At 55.8% G+C, this 15,272-nt stretch carries 14 protein-coding genes; 10 read left to right on the top strand and 4 right to left on the bottom strand.

Annotated features, from left to right (window positions below):
• Nucleotides 1-15: 15 nt before the first annotated feature.
• The 6 genes from H7F31_RS13550 to H7F31_RS13525 all read left to right on the top strand — a co-directional run bounded on the left by H7F31_RS13550 (nt 16) and on the right by H7F31_RS13525 (nt 6,512).
• Nucleotides 16-888 carry a helix-turn-helix transcriptional regulator gene (locus tag H7F31_RS13550; protein ID WP_187104606.1) on the top strand — a complete coding sequence of 291 codons (873 nt, stop codon included), beginning with the start codon at nt 16-18 and terminating at the stop codon, nt 886-888.
• A gap of 130 nt (nt 889-1,018) precedes the next feature.
• Complete coding sequence (locus tag H7F31_RS13545) at nt 1,019-2,509, top strand: sensor histidine kinase (protein ID WP_187104605.1); 1,491 nt, start codon at nt 1,019-1,021, stop codon at nt 2,507-2,509.
• The gene (locus H7F31_RS13540) at nt 2,506-3,198 is read left to right on the top strand and encodes a response regulator transcription factor (RefSeq protein WP_187104604.1); all 693 of its coding nucleotides are present in this window, start codon (nt 2,506-2,508) and stop codon (nt 3,196-3,198) included. The genes H7F31_RS13545 and H7F31_RS13540 overlap by 4 nt, the downstream gene beginning before the upstream one ends.
• A 141-nt stretch (nt 3,199-3,339) precedes the next feature.
• Nucleotides 3,340-4,839: an S-layer homology domain-containing protein gene (locus tag H7F31_RS13535; RefSeq protein WP_187104603.1), complete on the top strand. Its 1,500-nt coding sequence runs from the start codon at nt 3,340-3,342 to the stop codon at nt 4,837-4,839.
• 155 nt (nt 4,840-4,994) lie between these two features.
• Nucleotides 4,995-6,221, top strand: coding sequence for an aspartate aminotransferase family protein (locus tag H7F31_RS13530; protein ID WP_187104602.1), 1,227 nt, complete (start codon nt 4,995-4,997; stop codon nt 6,219-6,221).
• 69 nt (nt 6,222-6,290) lie between these two features.
• Nucleotides 6,291-6,512, top strand: a complete 222-nt coding sequence (locus H7F31_RS13525; RefSeq protein ID WP_187104601.1) for a hypothetical protein — start codon at nt 6,291-6,293, stop codon at nt 6,510-6,512.
• Nucleotides 6,513-6,595: 83 nt separating this feature from the next.
• Here the strand turns inward: H7F31_RS13525 and uxaC are convergent, their stop codons facing one another.
• Both uxaC and H7F31_RS13515 read right to left on the bottom strand, forming a co-directional pair.
• Nucleotides 6,596-8,002 (bottom strand): glucuronate isomerase, encoded by a 1,407-nt coding sequence (gene uxaC / locus H7F31_RS13520; RefSeq protein ID WP_187104600.1) that lies wholly within the window; start codon nt 8,000-8,002, stop codon nt 6,596-6,598.
• 25 nt (nt 8,003-8,027) lie between these two features.
• The gene (locus H7F31_RS13515; RefSeq protein WP_187104599.1) at nt 8,028-9,323 is read right to left on the bottom strand and encodes a Gfo/Idh/MocA family oxidoreductase; all 1,296 of its coding nucleotides are present in this window, start codon (nt 9,321-9,323) and stop codon (nt 8,028-8,030) included.
• 131 nt (nt 9,324-9,454) lie between these two features.
• Here H7F31_RS13515 and H7F31_RS13510 point away from each other — a divergent pair, with 131 nt between their 5' ends.
• From H7F31_RS13510 to H7F31_RS13495, 4 genes are all read left to right on the top strand, one after another.
• Entirely contained in the window at nt 9,455-10,312 is an 858-nt protein-coding gene (locus H7F31_RS13510) for a helix-turn-helix domain-containing protein (RefSeq protein WP_187104598.1), read from the top strand.
• A gap of 117 nt (nt 10,313-10,429) precedes the next feature.
• On the top strand, nt 10,430-11,419 hold the full coding sequence (locus H7F31_RS13505) for a Gfo/Idh/MocA family protein (RefSeq protein WP_187104597.1): 990 nt from the start codon (nt 10,430-10,432) through the stop codon (nt 11,417-11,419).
• Nucleotides 11,420-11,425: 6 nt separating this feature from the next.
• Nucleotides 11,426-12,361, top strand: coding sequence for a helix-turn-helix domain-containing protein (locus H7F31_RS13500; protein ID WP_261800413.1), 936 nt, complete (start codon nt 11,426-11,428; stop codon nt 12,359-12,361).
• 5 nt (nt 12,362-12,366) lie between these two features.
• Complete coding sequence (locus tag H7F31_RS13495) at nt 12,367-13,446, top strand: Gfo/Idh/MocA family protein (RefSeq protein WP_187104596.1); 1,080 nt, start codon at nt 12,367-12,369, stop codon at nt 13,444-13,446.
• A gap of 77 nt (nt 13,447-13,523) precedes the next feature.
• Here H7F31_RS13495 and H7F31_RS13490 read toward each other — a convergent pair whose 3' ends face one another.
• The gene (locus tag H7F31_RS13490) at nt 13,524-14,474 is read right to left on the bottom strand and encodes an aldo/keto reductase family protein (protein WP_187104595.1); all 951 of its coding nucleotides are present in this window, start codon (nt 14,472-14,474) and stop codon (nt 13,524-13,526) included.
• Between the two features lie 53 nt (nt 14,475-14,527).
• On the bottom strand, nt 14,528-15,232 hold the full coding sequence (locus H7F31_RS13485) for an SDR family oxidoreductase (RefSeq protein WP_187104594.1): 705 nt from the start codon (nt 15,230-15,232) through the stop codon (nt 14,528-14,530).
• Nucleotides 15,233-15,272 lie beyond the last annotated feature (40 nt).

Genomic DNA, 15,272 nt, shown 5'->3' with positions numbered 1-15,272 from the left:
GAGGCAGCCGTAGCCATGTCATCCATCATAAGCATTGCCGTCCCCCCGTTGCCCTATTGTCTGGAGAGCGGCAAAACGATCTATCAGCCTGGAGATGCCCATCCCAACCGAACCGCCCTCGGCGTATTCGATTTCATCGCGGTGGAATCCGGCACGTTATTTATCGGAGAGGAAGAGCAGCAATGGAGCCTCACGGACGGCCAGAGCGTGCTGCTCCTGCCGGATCGGACCCATTACTCTGTAAAAGGCACGGAAGAGCGGACCGTGTTCTATTGGGTTCATTTCCACGTGCCGGCTGCTTGGTCCGTATCGGAGGATGCGCAGGCCCCCATGCCAAGTCACGAGCCGCACAAGCAACAATATTTGACGGCGCCGTATTTTCTCCAAATCCGTCAAAGCTGGACGCTGCCGTACCCGGAGCAGGCATTCCGTCTAATGTCCAAGCTGAACGAGGCATCGTCGGAGAAACAGTCCCGTTCCTTTTGGACGCGCCAGCAGACGTTCGAGGAGCTGCTGCGCCTGCTGGATTTGCGGCAGCACGAAGGTTACGCGAGCCCTGCCGTCATGGTCGCCGAGAGCGCGGAAGCCTACCTGAAAGCCCACTACCGTTCTCCCGTAACGGGGGAGATGCTTTCTGCCGCGCTCAACTTTCATTACAATTACATCACGCGCTGCATGAAAAGCGTATTCGGCCAGACGCCCATGGAATATCTAATGGAACTCCGGCTGGAGCAGGCCAGGCTCTTGCTGCTAAAGACGGACTGGCCCGTCTCCGAGATCTCCGCCAGCGTCGGCTTCGAGCATGTCCCTTATTTCACGACCCGCTTTACAAGGGCCCACGGCCTTGCTCCCACCAGATTCCGCGACAGGTACCGCACGCACTTCTAGCCCCTCGTTGCAGTCCCCTCTTTCTACCATGTTGCATCGGTCGTGCTTCTGTGCGACAATGGCGAACAACAGAAACCGCGGGACTTGCATGTTTTGCAAGCACGCTCCGCGCAGGAGGTTTCCGCCAGCCATGTCCATCCGATTCCGATTGCTGCTATCTTTCTCGTCCGTCGTTCTCTTGTCCGTCGTTTTGTTCGTCGCGGCCGCCTACCTGCTCTCGGTAGCCGTCACGGGCGACTTCCGAAGCATCGGCAGCTTCTACCGCATCCATTATTCGCTTCACCCGCTGTCCGGCGAAGAAGAGAACATCTTCCTGGAGCTCAAATATTTGGCCAAACACGACCCCGGACAATTGCGCGACCCGGAGCTTCTCGAGAGCTACGACATGACGCTCAAAATGGTGCAAGCCAGCCTGGTCGTCCGGGAAAACGAACGGATCGTCTACGCGACGCCGACGTTAAATCAAAAAAATCTCCCAGAGCTGCTTCCTCCCTACGAGTTGGGCAACTTCGGCATACGCGGCACGATGAATCTGGAAAGCCGTTTTTTCTCCTACTCCAAATTCGACTTCGCGTTCGCCGACTCTCCAAACGACCTTGGAAGCATCTACGTTCTGCGGGAGCGCAGTCCGTTCGCCGAGCTGGTACGCACGCTGCTGCCCATACTCATCGCCGTCTTCGTCGCGGTGCTGCTTCTGACCGGCCTGCTGCTATACAGATACGTCACGCGCAAAATCGTCAAGCCGCTCGACGAGCTGAGGAAATCAGCCGAATTTATCAAAGAAGGCAACTTGTCCTACCAACTGAGTCCGCAATCCGGCGACGAGGTCGGGCAACTTGTCATGAGCTTCGAGGAAATGAGGTTGAAGCTGGACGAATCCATTAGGCTGCAGCTCCGTTACGAGGAGAACCGGAAGGGACTCCTCTCCAACATCTCTCACGATCTCCGAACGCCCATCACGACGATTAAAGGGTATGCGGAAGGCATTCGCGACGGCGTGACGGATACGGAGGAGAAGCTTCGGCGTTACGTAAACGCCATCCATACGAGAGCCACGGACATGGAACGGCTCGTGGACGAGTTGCTTTATTTCTCCAAGCTGGACATGAACAAGGAGCCTTATTCGTTCGAGAAGCTGGATCTCCGCGCCTTCCTTCACGCGACTTTGGACGAAATGGGGATCGAACTGGAGCAGCAAGGCGTTGAGCTCGTATGGGATCTCGGCGACGGCAAGCCGCTGACGGTTCTGGCCGATCGCGAGAAGCTCCGGCGGGTCGTCGTCAACCTGACGGACAACGGCATGAAGTTCATGAAGGAAGAGCCGAAGATTCTAACCATCGGCATGTCGAAACGAGACGAGCTGGCTATCGTCACGATTAAAGACAATGGCATTGGCATCGATGCTTCGACGCTCCCCCATATTTTCGAGAGATTCTATCGGGGAGAAGCTTCCCGAAGCCCCAATACGCCGGGAAGCGGACTCGGCTTGGCCATTGCGAAGGGCATTATGGAAGGACACGGAGGTTTAATCCGGGCGGAGTCCAGCCCTGGACGAGGAACCGTGGTAGTGCTGGAATTCCCGCTTATTCTAGAAGACGAAGCAAGGAGTACGGAGCCATGAGACGAATACTGATCATCGAAGACGACAACTATATCGCGGAGCTGCAGCGGGATTACTTCCAGCTTCACGACTTCTCTGTGACGATATGCGGGGACGGCAAGCAAGGTCTGGAGGAGGCGCTTCGTGGCGATTTCGTTCTTGTCATTGTCGATCTGCAACTGCCTGGCGTGGACGGATTCGAAATTTGCAGACAAATTCGGGAGAAGCGGGATATGCCGATCCTGATCGTCTCCGCCAAAAAAGAAGAGATCGACAAAATCAGAGGTTTCGGTCTCGGCGCCGACGATTTCGTTACGAAGCCCTTTAGTCCGAACGAGCTTGTAGCCAGGGCAAAGGCGCATCTGGCAAGGTACGAGCGATATAACGGCGGCCGCGATAACGGCACTGCCGACGTCATCGCCATTCGCGAGCTGTCCCTGCATAAGACTTCACGGCGAGTCTACGTCCGGGATCGCGAGATCGCGCTGACTGCGCGGGAATACGACGTGCTGTTGTTCCTCGCGTCCCACCCAAACCGCGTATTTAGCAAGGACGAGCTGTTCGAGCGGATCTGGGGCTTAGATTCCAACGGCGACATCGCCACGGTCACCGTTCATATTTCGCGCATTCGGGAGAAGATCGAAGGAGACCCCTCCAATCCGCAGTTCATCGAGACCGTGTGGGGCGCCGGTTACCGGTTCAACGTCTAGCCGCATCGCTGCCCGGCGGCCGCCTTTTCCGATTGTTAACGCTCCGTTTATAAAATGTTTATATTTTATTATCCTCCCGTTTAGAGTCGGCGTTTATGCTATTGCTATAGCCACTCACCACATTCTCGGGAGGAATCCGATATGAAAAACGCTACGAATCAAAAAGCAATCGCGATCGCGCTTATATCCGCTTTGCTGGGAGGCGGAAGCCTGCTGCCCGTCCAAGCAAGCGCCAATTCAGCGGCGCCGGCGCCCCTCGTACAGAACTTGAACAACGTTAAGCTGGACGCAGCTTACAGCGACGCAATAGAACGACTAATCGAGAAAGGCGTCCTGCAAGGATACGGCAATGGCGATATTCGCCCCAACAACAACGTATCGAACGCGGAGCTCATCAAAATGGTGCTTCTGGCTCTCGAAGTGGATGCCGAACCCGCTTCGCAAGGATCGGGCGCACGCTGGTATGACGCTTATATCGCATCGGCTGTCGAGCATGGCCTTCTGGCCGGCGCGGGCGAACTGGTGCCGAACGATTCTGCTACGACATCTTCGCTGACCGGCCTGATTGCCAAGGCGTTGCAACGCGATGCCAAATCCGTCGCCTACTGGATGGAGCAGCTGTCGATCAACAGCGAGGACGGGCTGACTCGGGGCGAGACGGCTGCGCTTTTAGTATCCGCAGAGCAAGGAATTCGGTCGGCAGACGCGGAGATCGTATCCGTCAAGGCGCTTAACCGGATTACGCTGGAAGTCACGTTCGACGCCCCTCTTACGCTGGAGGACGAGACGACGTCCGCGGCTTCGGAGAACTTCAAGTTCGACGGCGACCTGGGACTCGTTAACCAGCCTCGCCTTAAGACCGGTTCCTTCGCCACGTACATCGTTCCGGTCAAAACGATGACCGAGGATTCGTATTCCCTGAGCTACAAAGGCAAACAATCATTCGAAATCGACTCCAATCACGACATGCTCGTCCTGAACAATGTTCGCCAGGTAACGGCCGATACGATCGAGGCGGTATCCTCCCGCGAGGACGGCATCATCGACTACGGCTACATTATTTCGGCCTATGCGGGAGGCAGAGGGGCCAATGCGGCGATATTGGACGCGGAAAACCGGCTAAACGGCAAGCCGATGTCCATCATCTCCTCGCTGGCGACTCGAAAGGCTACTCTCACGCCGGAAGCCGGCGAGCCGATCGAAGTGAGCTATGTAGGTTTCACGCAATCGACGGATGGCAAGCAGGAGCCTAAATTCCGACTGCCGCAAGGCCAAACGCTGAAATCCGGTGTCCGGTACACGTTGACATCCGACTGGTTCGAGCTAAAGGAAAACGAGTTCGTGGCCTCCGAATTCCAGCCGTTGACGATCGCATCCGCGGAAGCGCAGGACGAGAAGACGCTCATCGTTACCTTGTCGGAGGATCCGGGCGACGAACTGTTCGCTTACCGCTCCGTCGAATTAAAAGGTGCCGACGGCTCCGTTTTATCCGCGCAGTACAAAGTTCAGACTCGCAAGGGCGCAACAGGCACGTTCGAGATCCAGAATGATGGCAAACTTACGGCTGGTGTAGCATACGAAGTTGTGCCGGTCGGCAGCTGGTCCGTCTCCGAACAAGTTACCGTGACGCTCGACAACTAATCCTTCCTTTTTCAAACTACAAAGCCGATTCGCGCCCTTGGAGGGCCGGATCGGCTTTGTTCGTTCTCGTTTAGATATAATAAATAAATTGTTGAATATTTATTAGTAATGCTGTATATTTATACAGTATTACTGAATAAACGGAGGGATCGGCAATGGAACAAGTATTATCCGGGCAACCCTCGACGGCCGCAAGCACGACCGCCGAACTGCTTCAGGCAGCCCGCAAGCATCTATTATTTACCGCCAATCGGCCCGAAATCGTCATGGCTTCCGGTCAAGGCATGTATATACAAGATACGGAAGGACGATCCTATATAGACTTTGTCGGCGGTTGGGCAGTCAACGCGCTGGGCCATTCCCCGGCTGTTCTTCGCGAGGCTCTGACGGAACAGGCTTCCCGGCTCGTGCTGGCCAGTCCCGCCTACTTCAACGAGCCGATGATTCGGTTCGCGGAGCTGCTGACGGACATCAGCGGCATGGACAAAGTATTCTTCGGCAGCACCGGAGCGGAAGCAAACGAATGCGCCGTGAAGCTTGCCCGTAAGCATGGCGCTCTCCATCTGGACGGCGCGCACGAAATCATCACGATGCGGAACAGCTTCCATGGCCGAACGCTTGCCATGATGTCCGCAACCGGCAAGCAGCAGTGGGAAAGCTTGTTCGAGCCGAAGGTTCCCGGGTTTATCCATGTGCCTATGGGAGACCTCGACGCCTGCTTCTCCGCCGTGTCCAACCGGACGTGCGCCATCATGCTGGAGCTCGTGCAAGGCGAAGGCGGCGTGCATGCCGTCGACGAAGCGTACTTGTTCGGACTTCGCAAAATATGCGACATGTACGGCATCGCGCTGATCTTCGACGAGGTGCAGACGGGACTCGGCCGGACGGGCAAGCTGTTCGCCTGGGAGCATTACGGCATCAAGCCGGATATCATGACGCTGGGCAAAGGAATCGGCGGCGGCTACCCGCTGTCGGCAACGCTCACCGTCGACAAGTTCGATCTCTTCGAGCCGGGCGACCAAGGCGGCACGTATATCGGCCAGCCGCTTGGCATGGCTGTGGGCTATGCCGTCGTACGCGAGCTGCTGGATCGCCGTCTGACGGAGAACGCGCAGCGGCAAGGCGGCTACCTGCTCGGGAAGCTCCGCCTGCTGGAGTCGCATAATCTCGTCCGTAATCCGCGTGGGCTTGGGCTGCTGGCCGCCTTCGACATGCCGAACGGACTGGCGGCTAAGCTCGCCGCGCGCTGCATGGAGCTGGGACTGCTCGTTAACGTGACGGGCGAATCGACGATTCGGCTCATGCCGCCTCTGATCGCGGAGCAGCGGCATATCGACGAGATGGCGGATATTCTAACCGCCGCCCTGCTTGATATTTCTTAGCATTTTGGAAAAGCCCCTTCGCATACCTTAGTTACGGTTATTTCGAGAAGGCGAAGGGGCGAATGACGGATGATTGGACGAATACCGTCGGCGAGAAACAAGGGATATGTCATTGTGGTGGTGCAAGCATGGCAATGGAAGGAATTTTTTGCGTTCGAGCTTTTAGGGGGGCTTGCCTTTTATCTTGTGGGCAAAGTTATGTCTCAAGCCGAATGGTTCTGCATCGCCGCCAATGTAGCAGGTCCTCAGATGCTGAAATACACAAACAGCGTCTTTCGCGGACCGTCCTGATGGACGTTCCTGAAAGACGCTGTTTCGTTTGTTTAAGATTGCTCTTCTAGTCGAAGGAGCCGGGGCTTTGACCGCTTGTCGGTCTAGAAGCCGAAATACGCTTTCGCGTTGCGGTAAGAGACGTTTTCCGCGATGGATCCCAAAAGCTCGGGATCGTTCGGCGCTTCTCCGCTTTCTACCCATTCGCCGAGCAGATTGCAGAGCAGACGACGGAAATATTCGTGCCGCGTATAGGAGAGGAAGCTGCGGGAATCCGTCAGCATGCCGACGAACCGGCTCAGCAAACCAAAGTTCGCGAGCGAATTCATCTGATCCAGCATGCCGTTTTTCGTATCGTTGAACCACCAGGCCGAACCCAGCTGAATCTTGCCCGGCACGCCTCCGCCCTGGAAGCTGCCCATCAGCGCCGCAAGCACTTCGTTGTCCCGCGCGTTCAAGGAATACAGAATCGTTTTCGGCAGCGCGTCGTCTCCGTCAAGCTCGTCCAAGAGTCGCGTAAGCGGCCCTGCGACCGGGGCATCTCCGATGGAGTCGAAGCCCGTATCCGGCCCCAGCTTGCCGAACATGCGGCGATTGTTGTTGCGCGAAGCATTGATATGAAGCTGCATCGCCCAGCCCAGCTCCGCGTACAATCGGCCCATGAACAGGAACGTGAACGTTTTGTATTGCTTCTCTTCCTCGAGCGTAACGGCTTCGCCGTTCAGCGCTTTCGCAAAGATCGCTGCGGCCGCTTCGGCCGTCGTCTCCGCGTAAGGCACGTAATCGAAAGCGTGATCCGACACGCGGCAGCCGACTTCGTGGAAGAAGCGGATTCGGGACTCCAACGCCGCCAGAAGCTCGGAATAATCCTTGATCGTAACCCCCGCGGCTTCTCCGAGCTGCCCGATCCAGCCGAGGAACGTCGGCCGGTTGATCTCCAGCGCCTTGTCCGGTCGGAACGATGGCAGGACAAGCGTATCGAAGCCGTCTAGCTCCTTGATCAGCTTATGATATTCCAGCGAATCGACTGGATCGTCGGTCGTGCAGATGACCTCGACGCCGGACGTCCTGATCAGATCGCGGGCTTTAAATTCTCCCGTCGCCAGCTGCGCGTTCACTTTCTCCCAGATGACGGGAGCATTTTCTTCGTTAATGAGCTCCTCCACGCCAAAGAACCGGCGCAGTTCCAGATGCGACCAATGGTAGAGCGGATTGCCGATCGTCTGCGGCACCGTTTTCGCCCAAGCGAGGAACCGATCGTAATCGGAAGCGCCTTCGCCCCCCGTTACCAGACGCTCCTCCACGCCGTTCGCGCGCATCGCCCGCCACTTGTAATGATCGCCGTAGAGCCAAGCCTCCGTAATGGTGGAGAAGCTTGTGTTCTCGTAGATTTGCTGCGGACTAAGATGGCAATGATAATCGATGATAGGAAGATTCTTTACCCGGTTATGGTACAACTGCACCGCCGTCTCGTTATTTAGCAGAAAGTTATCGTCTAAAAATGGCTTCAAACGTATCCCTCCTCTTATCGGTTCATTAGGACTGGTGGAATTTCACCAGAGTATCAACCTGTACGGCTTGCCCCGTCTGAATGGAACGGTTTGCGGCGATGCCGGTCAGGATCGATCTTGCGCCGTCCACATGGTTCGCCGCGCGGCGGAAACGATCTTCCTTCGGCACGCCGAACAGATCGTTCAGCAGCACGGGGTCGCCGCCGCCATGGCCGCCCTTGCCTTCTTCGACTTCAACGGTGTAAGGCGTTCCGAACATCGGGAATACGTTCAGCGTCTTGCCGATGACCGCCCCTTCAAGCGCCTTGTCGCCACCGGAGTTGACGTAAGACTGTTCAATAATGCTCATTTCGATGCGGCCTTTCGTACCGTTAAACGCGATACGGTAACCTTCCCAAGGCATATAGGCATTTAAAGAATACGTAAGAATGGCGTTGTTTTTATATTTGACGAGCACGCCCATCGTATCTTCGATGTTGATTCCGTCGCCGAATACGCTCTGATCGCGACGGTAGCCGTCTTCGTGCTCGGCGTCGAGGTACATGGCTTTCAGATGGTCGTTGCTGTCCAGATGCAGCGCGAAAGGATCTTCCTTCGCATTGGCGTTGCCCGTGGCGCGCTCGTAGAACTTCGTCTCGCCGCGTCCTTCCGCGTTCTCCCTGCCGTAGAACAACAAGTCGCCGTAGGCGAATACGGATTCAGGCTCCGAACCGATCCAGAAGTTGACGAGATCGAAGTGATGCGTCGACTTATGGACGAGCAGGCCGCCGCTGTTGTTTTTGTTGCGGTGCCATCTGCGGAAGTAGTCCGCGCCGTGCTGCGTGTTGAGCAGCCATTCGAAGTGTACGGAGGTCACTTTGCCGATGACTCCGCTGTCAATAAGCTCGCGCGCTTTTGTATGATGCGGCGCATATCGATAGTTGAACGTCACGCGGACGTTGCGGCCCGTACGCTCTACCGCGTCCAGAATCTCCTGGCATTTTTTCTCGTCCACGGTCATCGGCTTTTCGGTGATGACGTCGCAGCCGAGCTCCAAAGCGCGGATGATATACGTATGATGCGTGCGGTCGACGCTTGTCACAATAACGGCGTCCGGCTTCTCGGCTTCAATCATCTCGTCGAAGCGATCGGCGGCATACGTGCGCACCGGCTCGTAATCGTATTTGGTCACGAGCATTTTGTTGGCGTATTCCATACGCGTCAAGTTCAGATCGCAGAACGCGACAAGCTCGGAAGTTTCCTTAAAGTCCTTGGCAATTGCGCCGTAGAAAAACTCCGCGCGTCCGCCTGTTCCGACCAGTACATATCTTTTTTTCGTCATATGATTATCCTCCTATTTATCGCATATGCATTCTTATCTTCATCTTACAGCAAGGAAATGCTATAATACTTGTCAATTAATGCTTAAATTGCATCAAACCACGCAAATCTTGCGAAAAGAGGAGATCTCATATGGCCGCTCTATCCGATTACGTCAGCTTCGGCGATCCCGCCAAACTTTATATCGAATATATGAAACGAACCGAACCGTACACGATGACAATCGATCACTTCCATCCTTATTACGAGGTGTATTACTTGCTGTCCGGCAGCCGAATCTATTTCATTGAGGACCGCTCCTATTTCGTGGAGCAAGGCGACCTTGTCTTTATCGGCAAAGAGATGCTTCATCGAACTATGCAGACCGGGGACGCCCGTCACGAACGGGTGATCCTTCACTTCTCGGATGAATGGCTGCGCGGTCTTGGCGCCGAGCTGTCCGGGATGTTCGGCGCGTTATTCTCCCCGGAGATCCGCGTGCTGAGGCTGCCCCGGCAAGAGAGCCTTGCCGCCGAGTCGTCCGTCCGAGCCATGCGTCTTGAGGCAGACGTTCGCGAGACGGGCTACCACCTGGCGATCCGCAATGCCGCGGCAAGTCTGCTGCTTCTATGCGGACGCTACTCGGCAAGCCATCAGCCGGAGCCGTTCCAGCACGTCTCCCCTCTCCATGCCAAAATATCGGAGATCGTCCGTTACATTAACGGACATTACGACGAGTCGCTGCGGCTTGCGGATCTGTCCGAGCGCTTCTTCATCAGCCCGCATTATCTCAGCCGCATGTTCAAGGAAGTGACGGGTTTCGCATTTACGGATTACGTTGTGCTGACGCGGGTAAAGGAGGCTCAGCGCCTGCTCCGCGAGTCGGAGCTTACCGTCTCCGCGGTGGCGGAGCGTGTCGGCTTCGATAATTTCTCTCACTTTGGCAAGACGTTCAAAAAGATCTCCTCCGTATCACCGAGAGAATATCGCAAATCGATGTCGCAATTTTAAACACAAACAGTCGTTTTTTCACACTTATATTGGGATAATAAATATGGTAAATTTGTTTTGTTGTCATAAATTTGCATGTATCAGTCTGTGGTCAGGCGACCCAAAGGAGACGATGAAATGTTGAGAATCGGTAAAATTAGCTACTGGCACGTACATGCCTGGGATTATACGAATCAGGCTTTAAAACATCCGGACACGGTCATGGCCGCTGTGTGGGACGAGAACGAGGAGCGCGGTCGTGCCGCTGCCGAGAAGCTAGGCGTACCGTTTTATGCCAATCTGGACGATATGCTGACGAGCGGAGAAATCGACGCCGTCATCGTCGACGCGCCGACGAATCGCCATACGGAGGTTATGCTCGCCGCTGCTGCGGCCGGCAAACATATTTTCACGGAGAAGGTTGTTGCCCCTACGCTTAAGGAAGTAAATCAGATTCTGAAAGCGGTTGACGATAACGGCTTAAAGCTGACCGTATCGCTGCCACGTCTGAACGATGGTTACACGCTGGCCATTCGCGAGCTTCTGGAGAAGGAAACCTTGGGGCAAATTACGCAAGTTCGCGTCAGACTATCTCATAACGGCGCGCTTGCGAACTGGCTGCCGGAGCACTTCTATAGTCTGGAGCAATGCGCCGGCGGCGCGCTGATCGATCTGGGCTGCCACCCGATGTATCTTACCCGCCTATTCCTTGGCGAATTGCCATCCGAGGTGTCTGCTCAATTCGGGTATGTGACGGGTCGCGAAGTAGAGGACAACGCGGTTGCTCTGGTACGAGGAGCAGGCGGCGCGATCGGCATCGTGGAAGCAGGATTCGTCAATCCGCATTCGCCGTTCTCCATCGAGGTGCATGGAACGAAGGGTACCCTGTTCTACGGCACGCCGGAGAACAAGCTGTTGGTTCGCACAGGCGACGATCAGGCCTGGCAGTCGGTCGAGATTCCTGCCAACCGCGAAAGCGCCTTCGAGCAGTGGGTCGGGCATGTTCAGAACGGCACGACGGCGAACGAAAACATCGCCTACGCACGCGAGCTGACGATGCTGATGGAAGCGGCGGGACGCTCCAATTCCGAGGGACGCGCCGTGCGTCTGGACGAGTTGGAAGGGTAACTCCCCGTGGCAACGGTATTTCCCTACTCCGTCATGAGCGAGCGGCCCGATGCGCTGGAACGTCTCGATCTTCGATTTCAGTGGGGACCGTACGATATCCACGTGCTCCGATTTCATTTGACCTATTTTCCAGCGGGACGCTCTGTCGCGTTTCACAAGCATGCGGAATATGAGTTTCATTTTATTCCCAGGGGCAAGGGCAAGGTGATTCTGGTCGATCAAGAGTATTCGCTAAAGCCTGGCTTATTCTACTTGACAGGTCCTGGCGTCATGCATTATCAAGAGGCGGGCGAGCGCGAGGGAATGGATGAGTTGTGTCTTCATATCGATATCGCGGAACGAATTGCCGCCGACGGCGAGGATGAAGACTTGGAATGGGCCGAGGCTCGTTCTTGCATAGGCAAGCTGAAGGCTCTCCCCTTGTTCCCTGCGCTGGATACACATGATGCGATGCGCTGTTTCCTGAACTCGTACGAAGCTTGCAGCGAATATTATGCGGGCAGCTATACGACGATCAAGCAGAATGTCATTCAAATTTTGCTGCGCTCCGTCCGCGCCTATGATACAGTAAATGAGACAAGACTTCTTCCTACGAAGGATATGAAGGCTTACCGGTACCAGCTTGCGGTGGAATTTATGCAAGCCAACTACGGCGGCCCGCTGTCACTCGAGGAAGTCGCGGAGAAACAACGTCTAAGCGCTCGTCAAATGCAAAGGCTGTTCAAGGAAATGAACCGGGACGGAGAGCATACGTTCAGCCGCGTGCTGGAAGATATAAGGCTCTCGGCCGTCTGCCGGGAACTGTCCGAGGGCGTCAAGTCGATTGAAGAGATCGCAACGATGACGGGTTTCTCCACAAGCAATTACTTGCATGCCGTATTCCGCAAGCGGTACGGCATGACTCCATCCGATTATCGGAAACAAACCATTACGGGAGGCTAATTTTTATGTCCAAAACGTACAACATTGCCATTATTGGCTGCGGAGGCATCGCAAACGGCAAGCATATGCCAAGCTTGAAGAGATTAAACAATGTGGCAATGGTCGCATTCTGCGATATCGTGGAGCATCGCGCTATTGAAGCAGCGGCCAAATACGGTGCTGAAGGCGCCAAAGTATACACGGATTACACGAAGCTTCTGAAGGACGAGTCCATTGATATCGTTCATGTCTGCACGCCGAACGACTCCCATGCCGATATCGCGATCGCCGCGCTGGAAGCCGGCAAACATGTTATGAGCGAGAAGCCGATGGCCAAGACGGCTCACGACGCTGGCCGCATGCTGGAAGCCGCCAAACGTACAGGCAAAAAGCTGACGGTCGGCTACAACAACCGCTTCCGTCCCGACAGCCAAATCCTCAAGCAAATCTGCGAAGCAGGCGAGCTCGGCGAAGTGTATTACGCCAAGGCGCACGCGATTCGTCGCCGCGCCGTTCCGACTTGGGGCGTATTCTTGGACGAAGAGAAACAAGGCGGCGGCCCGCTTATCGATATCGGCACGCACGCGCTTGACCTTACGCTGTGGATGATGGACAACTACAAGCCGAAGGTCGTGCTTGGCCAGGCTTACCACAAGCTGTCCGGCCGCGCTAATTCCGCTAATGCCTGGGGTCCATGGGATCCGGCGCTCTTTACGGTAGAAGACTCCGCATTCGGCATGATCGTTATGGAGAACGGCGCTACCATCGTCCTGGAATCCAGCTGGGCGCTGAACACGCTGGAAGTGGACGAAGCCAAATGTACGCTGAGCGGTACCGAAGGCGGAGCCGACATGAAGGGCGGTCTTCGCATCAACGGCGAACAGCACAGTCGCTTGTTCACGAAGGAGATCGACCTGAACGCGGGCGGCGTAGCCTTCTACGAGGGCAAGTCCGAGAAGGATTCCGATCTGGAGATGAGACTGTGGATCAAGGCGATCGACGAAGATACGGAGCCTGTCGTCACGCCGGAGCAAGCTTACGTGGTTTCCCAGATCCTCGAAGCGATCTACGAGTCCTCGAAGACGGGCAAAGCAATCTATTTCTAAGCCGTATATATTTCGGCTATCACAAAGAAACGGCAGTGCAGCGGGGGACGCGTCTCCCGGTTGCACTGCCGCTTTTTTTACGCCAGAATATCCTCTATCCGCGCCAGAACTTCCTCAGGGAGCTTCACGCCGCTCGCCTGCGCGTTCTCGATGATCTGCTCCGGACGGCTCGCCCCGACGAGAGCGCTGGCTACGCCCGGCAGCCTGAGAATCCATGCGATAGCAAGCTGTGCCATGGATATGCCTAGCTCGCCCGCTATGCCGGTAAGCTTCTCCACCTTCTCCAGATTGCCGTCGCTTAGAAGACCGCCGATGAACATGTTGGAGCTGCTATCGGTCGCACGGCTGCCTGATGGCGTTCCGTCTTCGCCCCGACGGTATTTACCCGTCAGCACGCCTTGCGCAAGCGGAGAAAATACGACCTGGCTGATGCCGTTGCTGTCGCTGAGCGGAATGATCTCCTTCTCGATCTGCCGGTTCAGCATATGGTATTGCGGCTGATTGACGACGATCCGGTCGAGCAGATATTTATCCGCCACGCCGAGTCCCTCCTGGATTTGGGCCGCCGTCCACTCGCTCACGCCCACGTACAGCACCTTGCCGGACCGCACAAGATCCTCGATCGTGCGTAGCGTCTCGTCCAGCGGCGTCTCCTTGTCATAGCGATGGCAGTAATAGATGTCGACGTAATCCAGTCCCAGACGTTTCAAGCTGGCATTCGCCTGCTCTAGCACGTGCTTGCGGGACAAACCGCGGTCGTTTACTCCGTCGCCCATCGGCCAAAATACCTTGGTCGCGAGCACGTAAGATTCGCGAGGATAGGCTCGGAGAGCCTTGCCTACGACCTCCTCGGCCGCGCCGCGCATGTATACGTTAGCCGTATCGAAAAAATTGATGCCGAGCTCATACGCTTGTTCGATCGTACGGGCCGCGGTGCCGTCATCCACCGAGTTGCCGTAGGTCAACCAGCTCCCTAAGCTGATCTCGCTAACCTTGAGACCCGTTCTTCCTAATCTGCGATATTCCATTTGTTTGTTCCTCCTCTATTTTCGCTAAATTGCCAAATCCGTTATTCGTAAGATTACAACTTCATAGGTTCGCCTCGTTGATTTACGAAGAAGGCGCCATCCGCATCTCCTTGCTTACGCTCCGCCAGATCCAAGATGCCGGCAGCTGATTCCCCGGCATCCCCAGGCGCCTTCTCTCCTCCCATATCCGTGCGGATCCAACCGGGATGCACCGCGTATACCGCATATCCAAGCGGTGAGAATTGTTTGCGCAGCTGCGCGGTAAACATATTCAGCGCGCTTTTGGACAACGCATAACCGTAATCGCCGCCGTAAGCCCCGGCCATGCTGCCCGCTTCCGAGCTCACATTGATGATGGCTTGGTCCGACCCTTTTTTCAGCAGCGTGAGCGCATGCTTCATAACCAACATGGGACCGTACAAGTTCGTCTGGAAGGATTGCTCGACCAATTCCATCTCCAGATCCTCCAGCTTCTGGTCCCGACCGAGCAGGATCGCCGCGCTGTTAATGACGATATCCAGCGATTCGATGCGGGCGGCGAGCTTCCCGAATGCGTATCGAACCGACGCTTCATCCGTAACGTCCAGCGGCAGAACATGTACTTGCTCCGGATATTGTTCCGCCAGCGAAAACAGCTTCTCGGCCGAGGAGCCCGGTCCCCGCACGCCAGCCCATACTTGATAACCTCTCGCCGCCGCTTCGGCGGCTAATTCGTATCCAAGACCGCGATTCGCTCCTGTAATGACGATATTTTTCATAATGACACTCCTTATTTACCGTTCTCCAGCAACTCCAGCA

This window comes from Paenibacillus sp. PAMC21692 (genome assembly GCF_014303795.1).
Lineage (GTDB): Bacteria > Bacillota > Bacilli > Paenibacillales > Paenibacillaceae > Pristimantibacillus > Pristimantibacillus agaridevorans.
The sequence above is the reverse complement of the archived record's forward strand: the minus strand, read 5'-3'. Positions and strand labels throughout refer to the sequence as shown.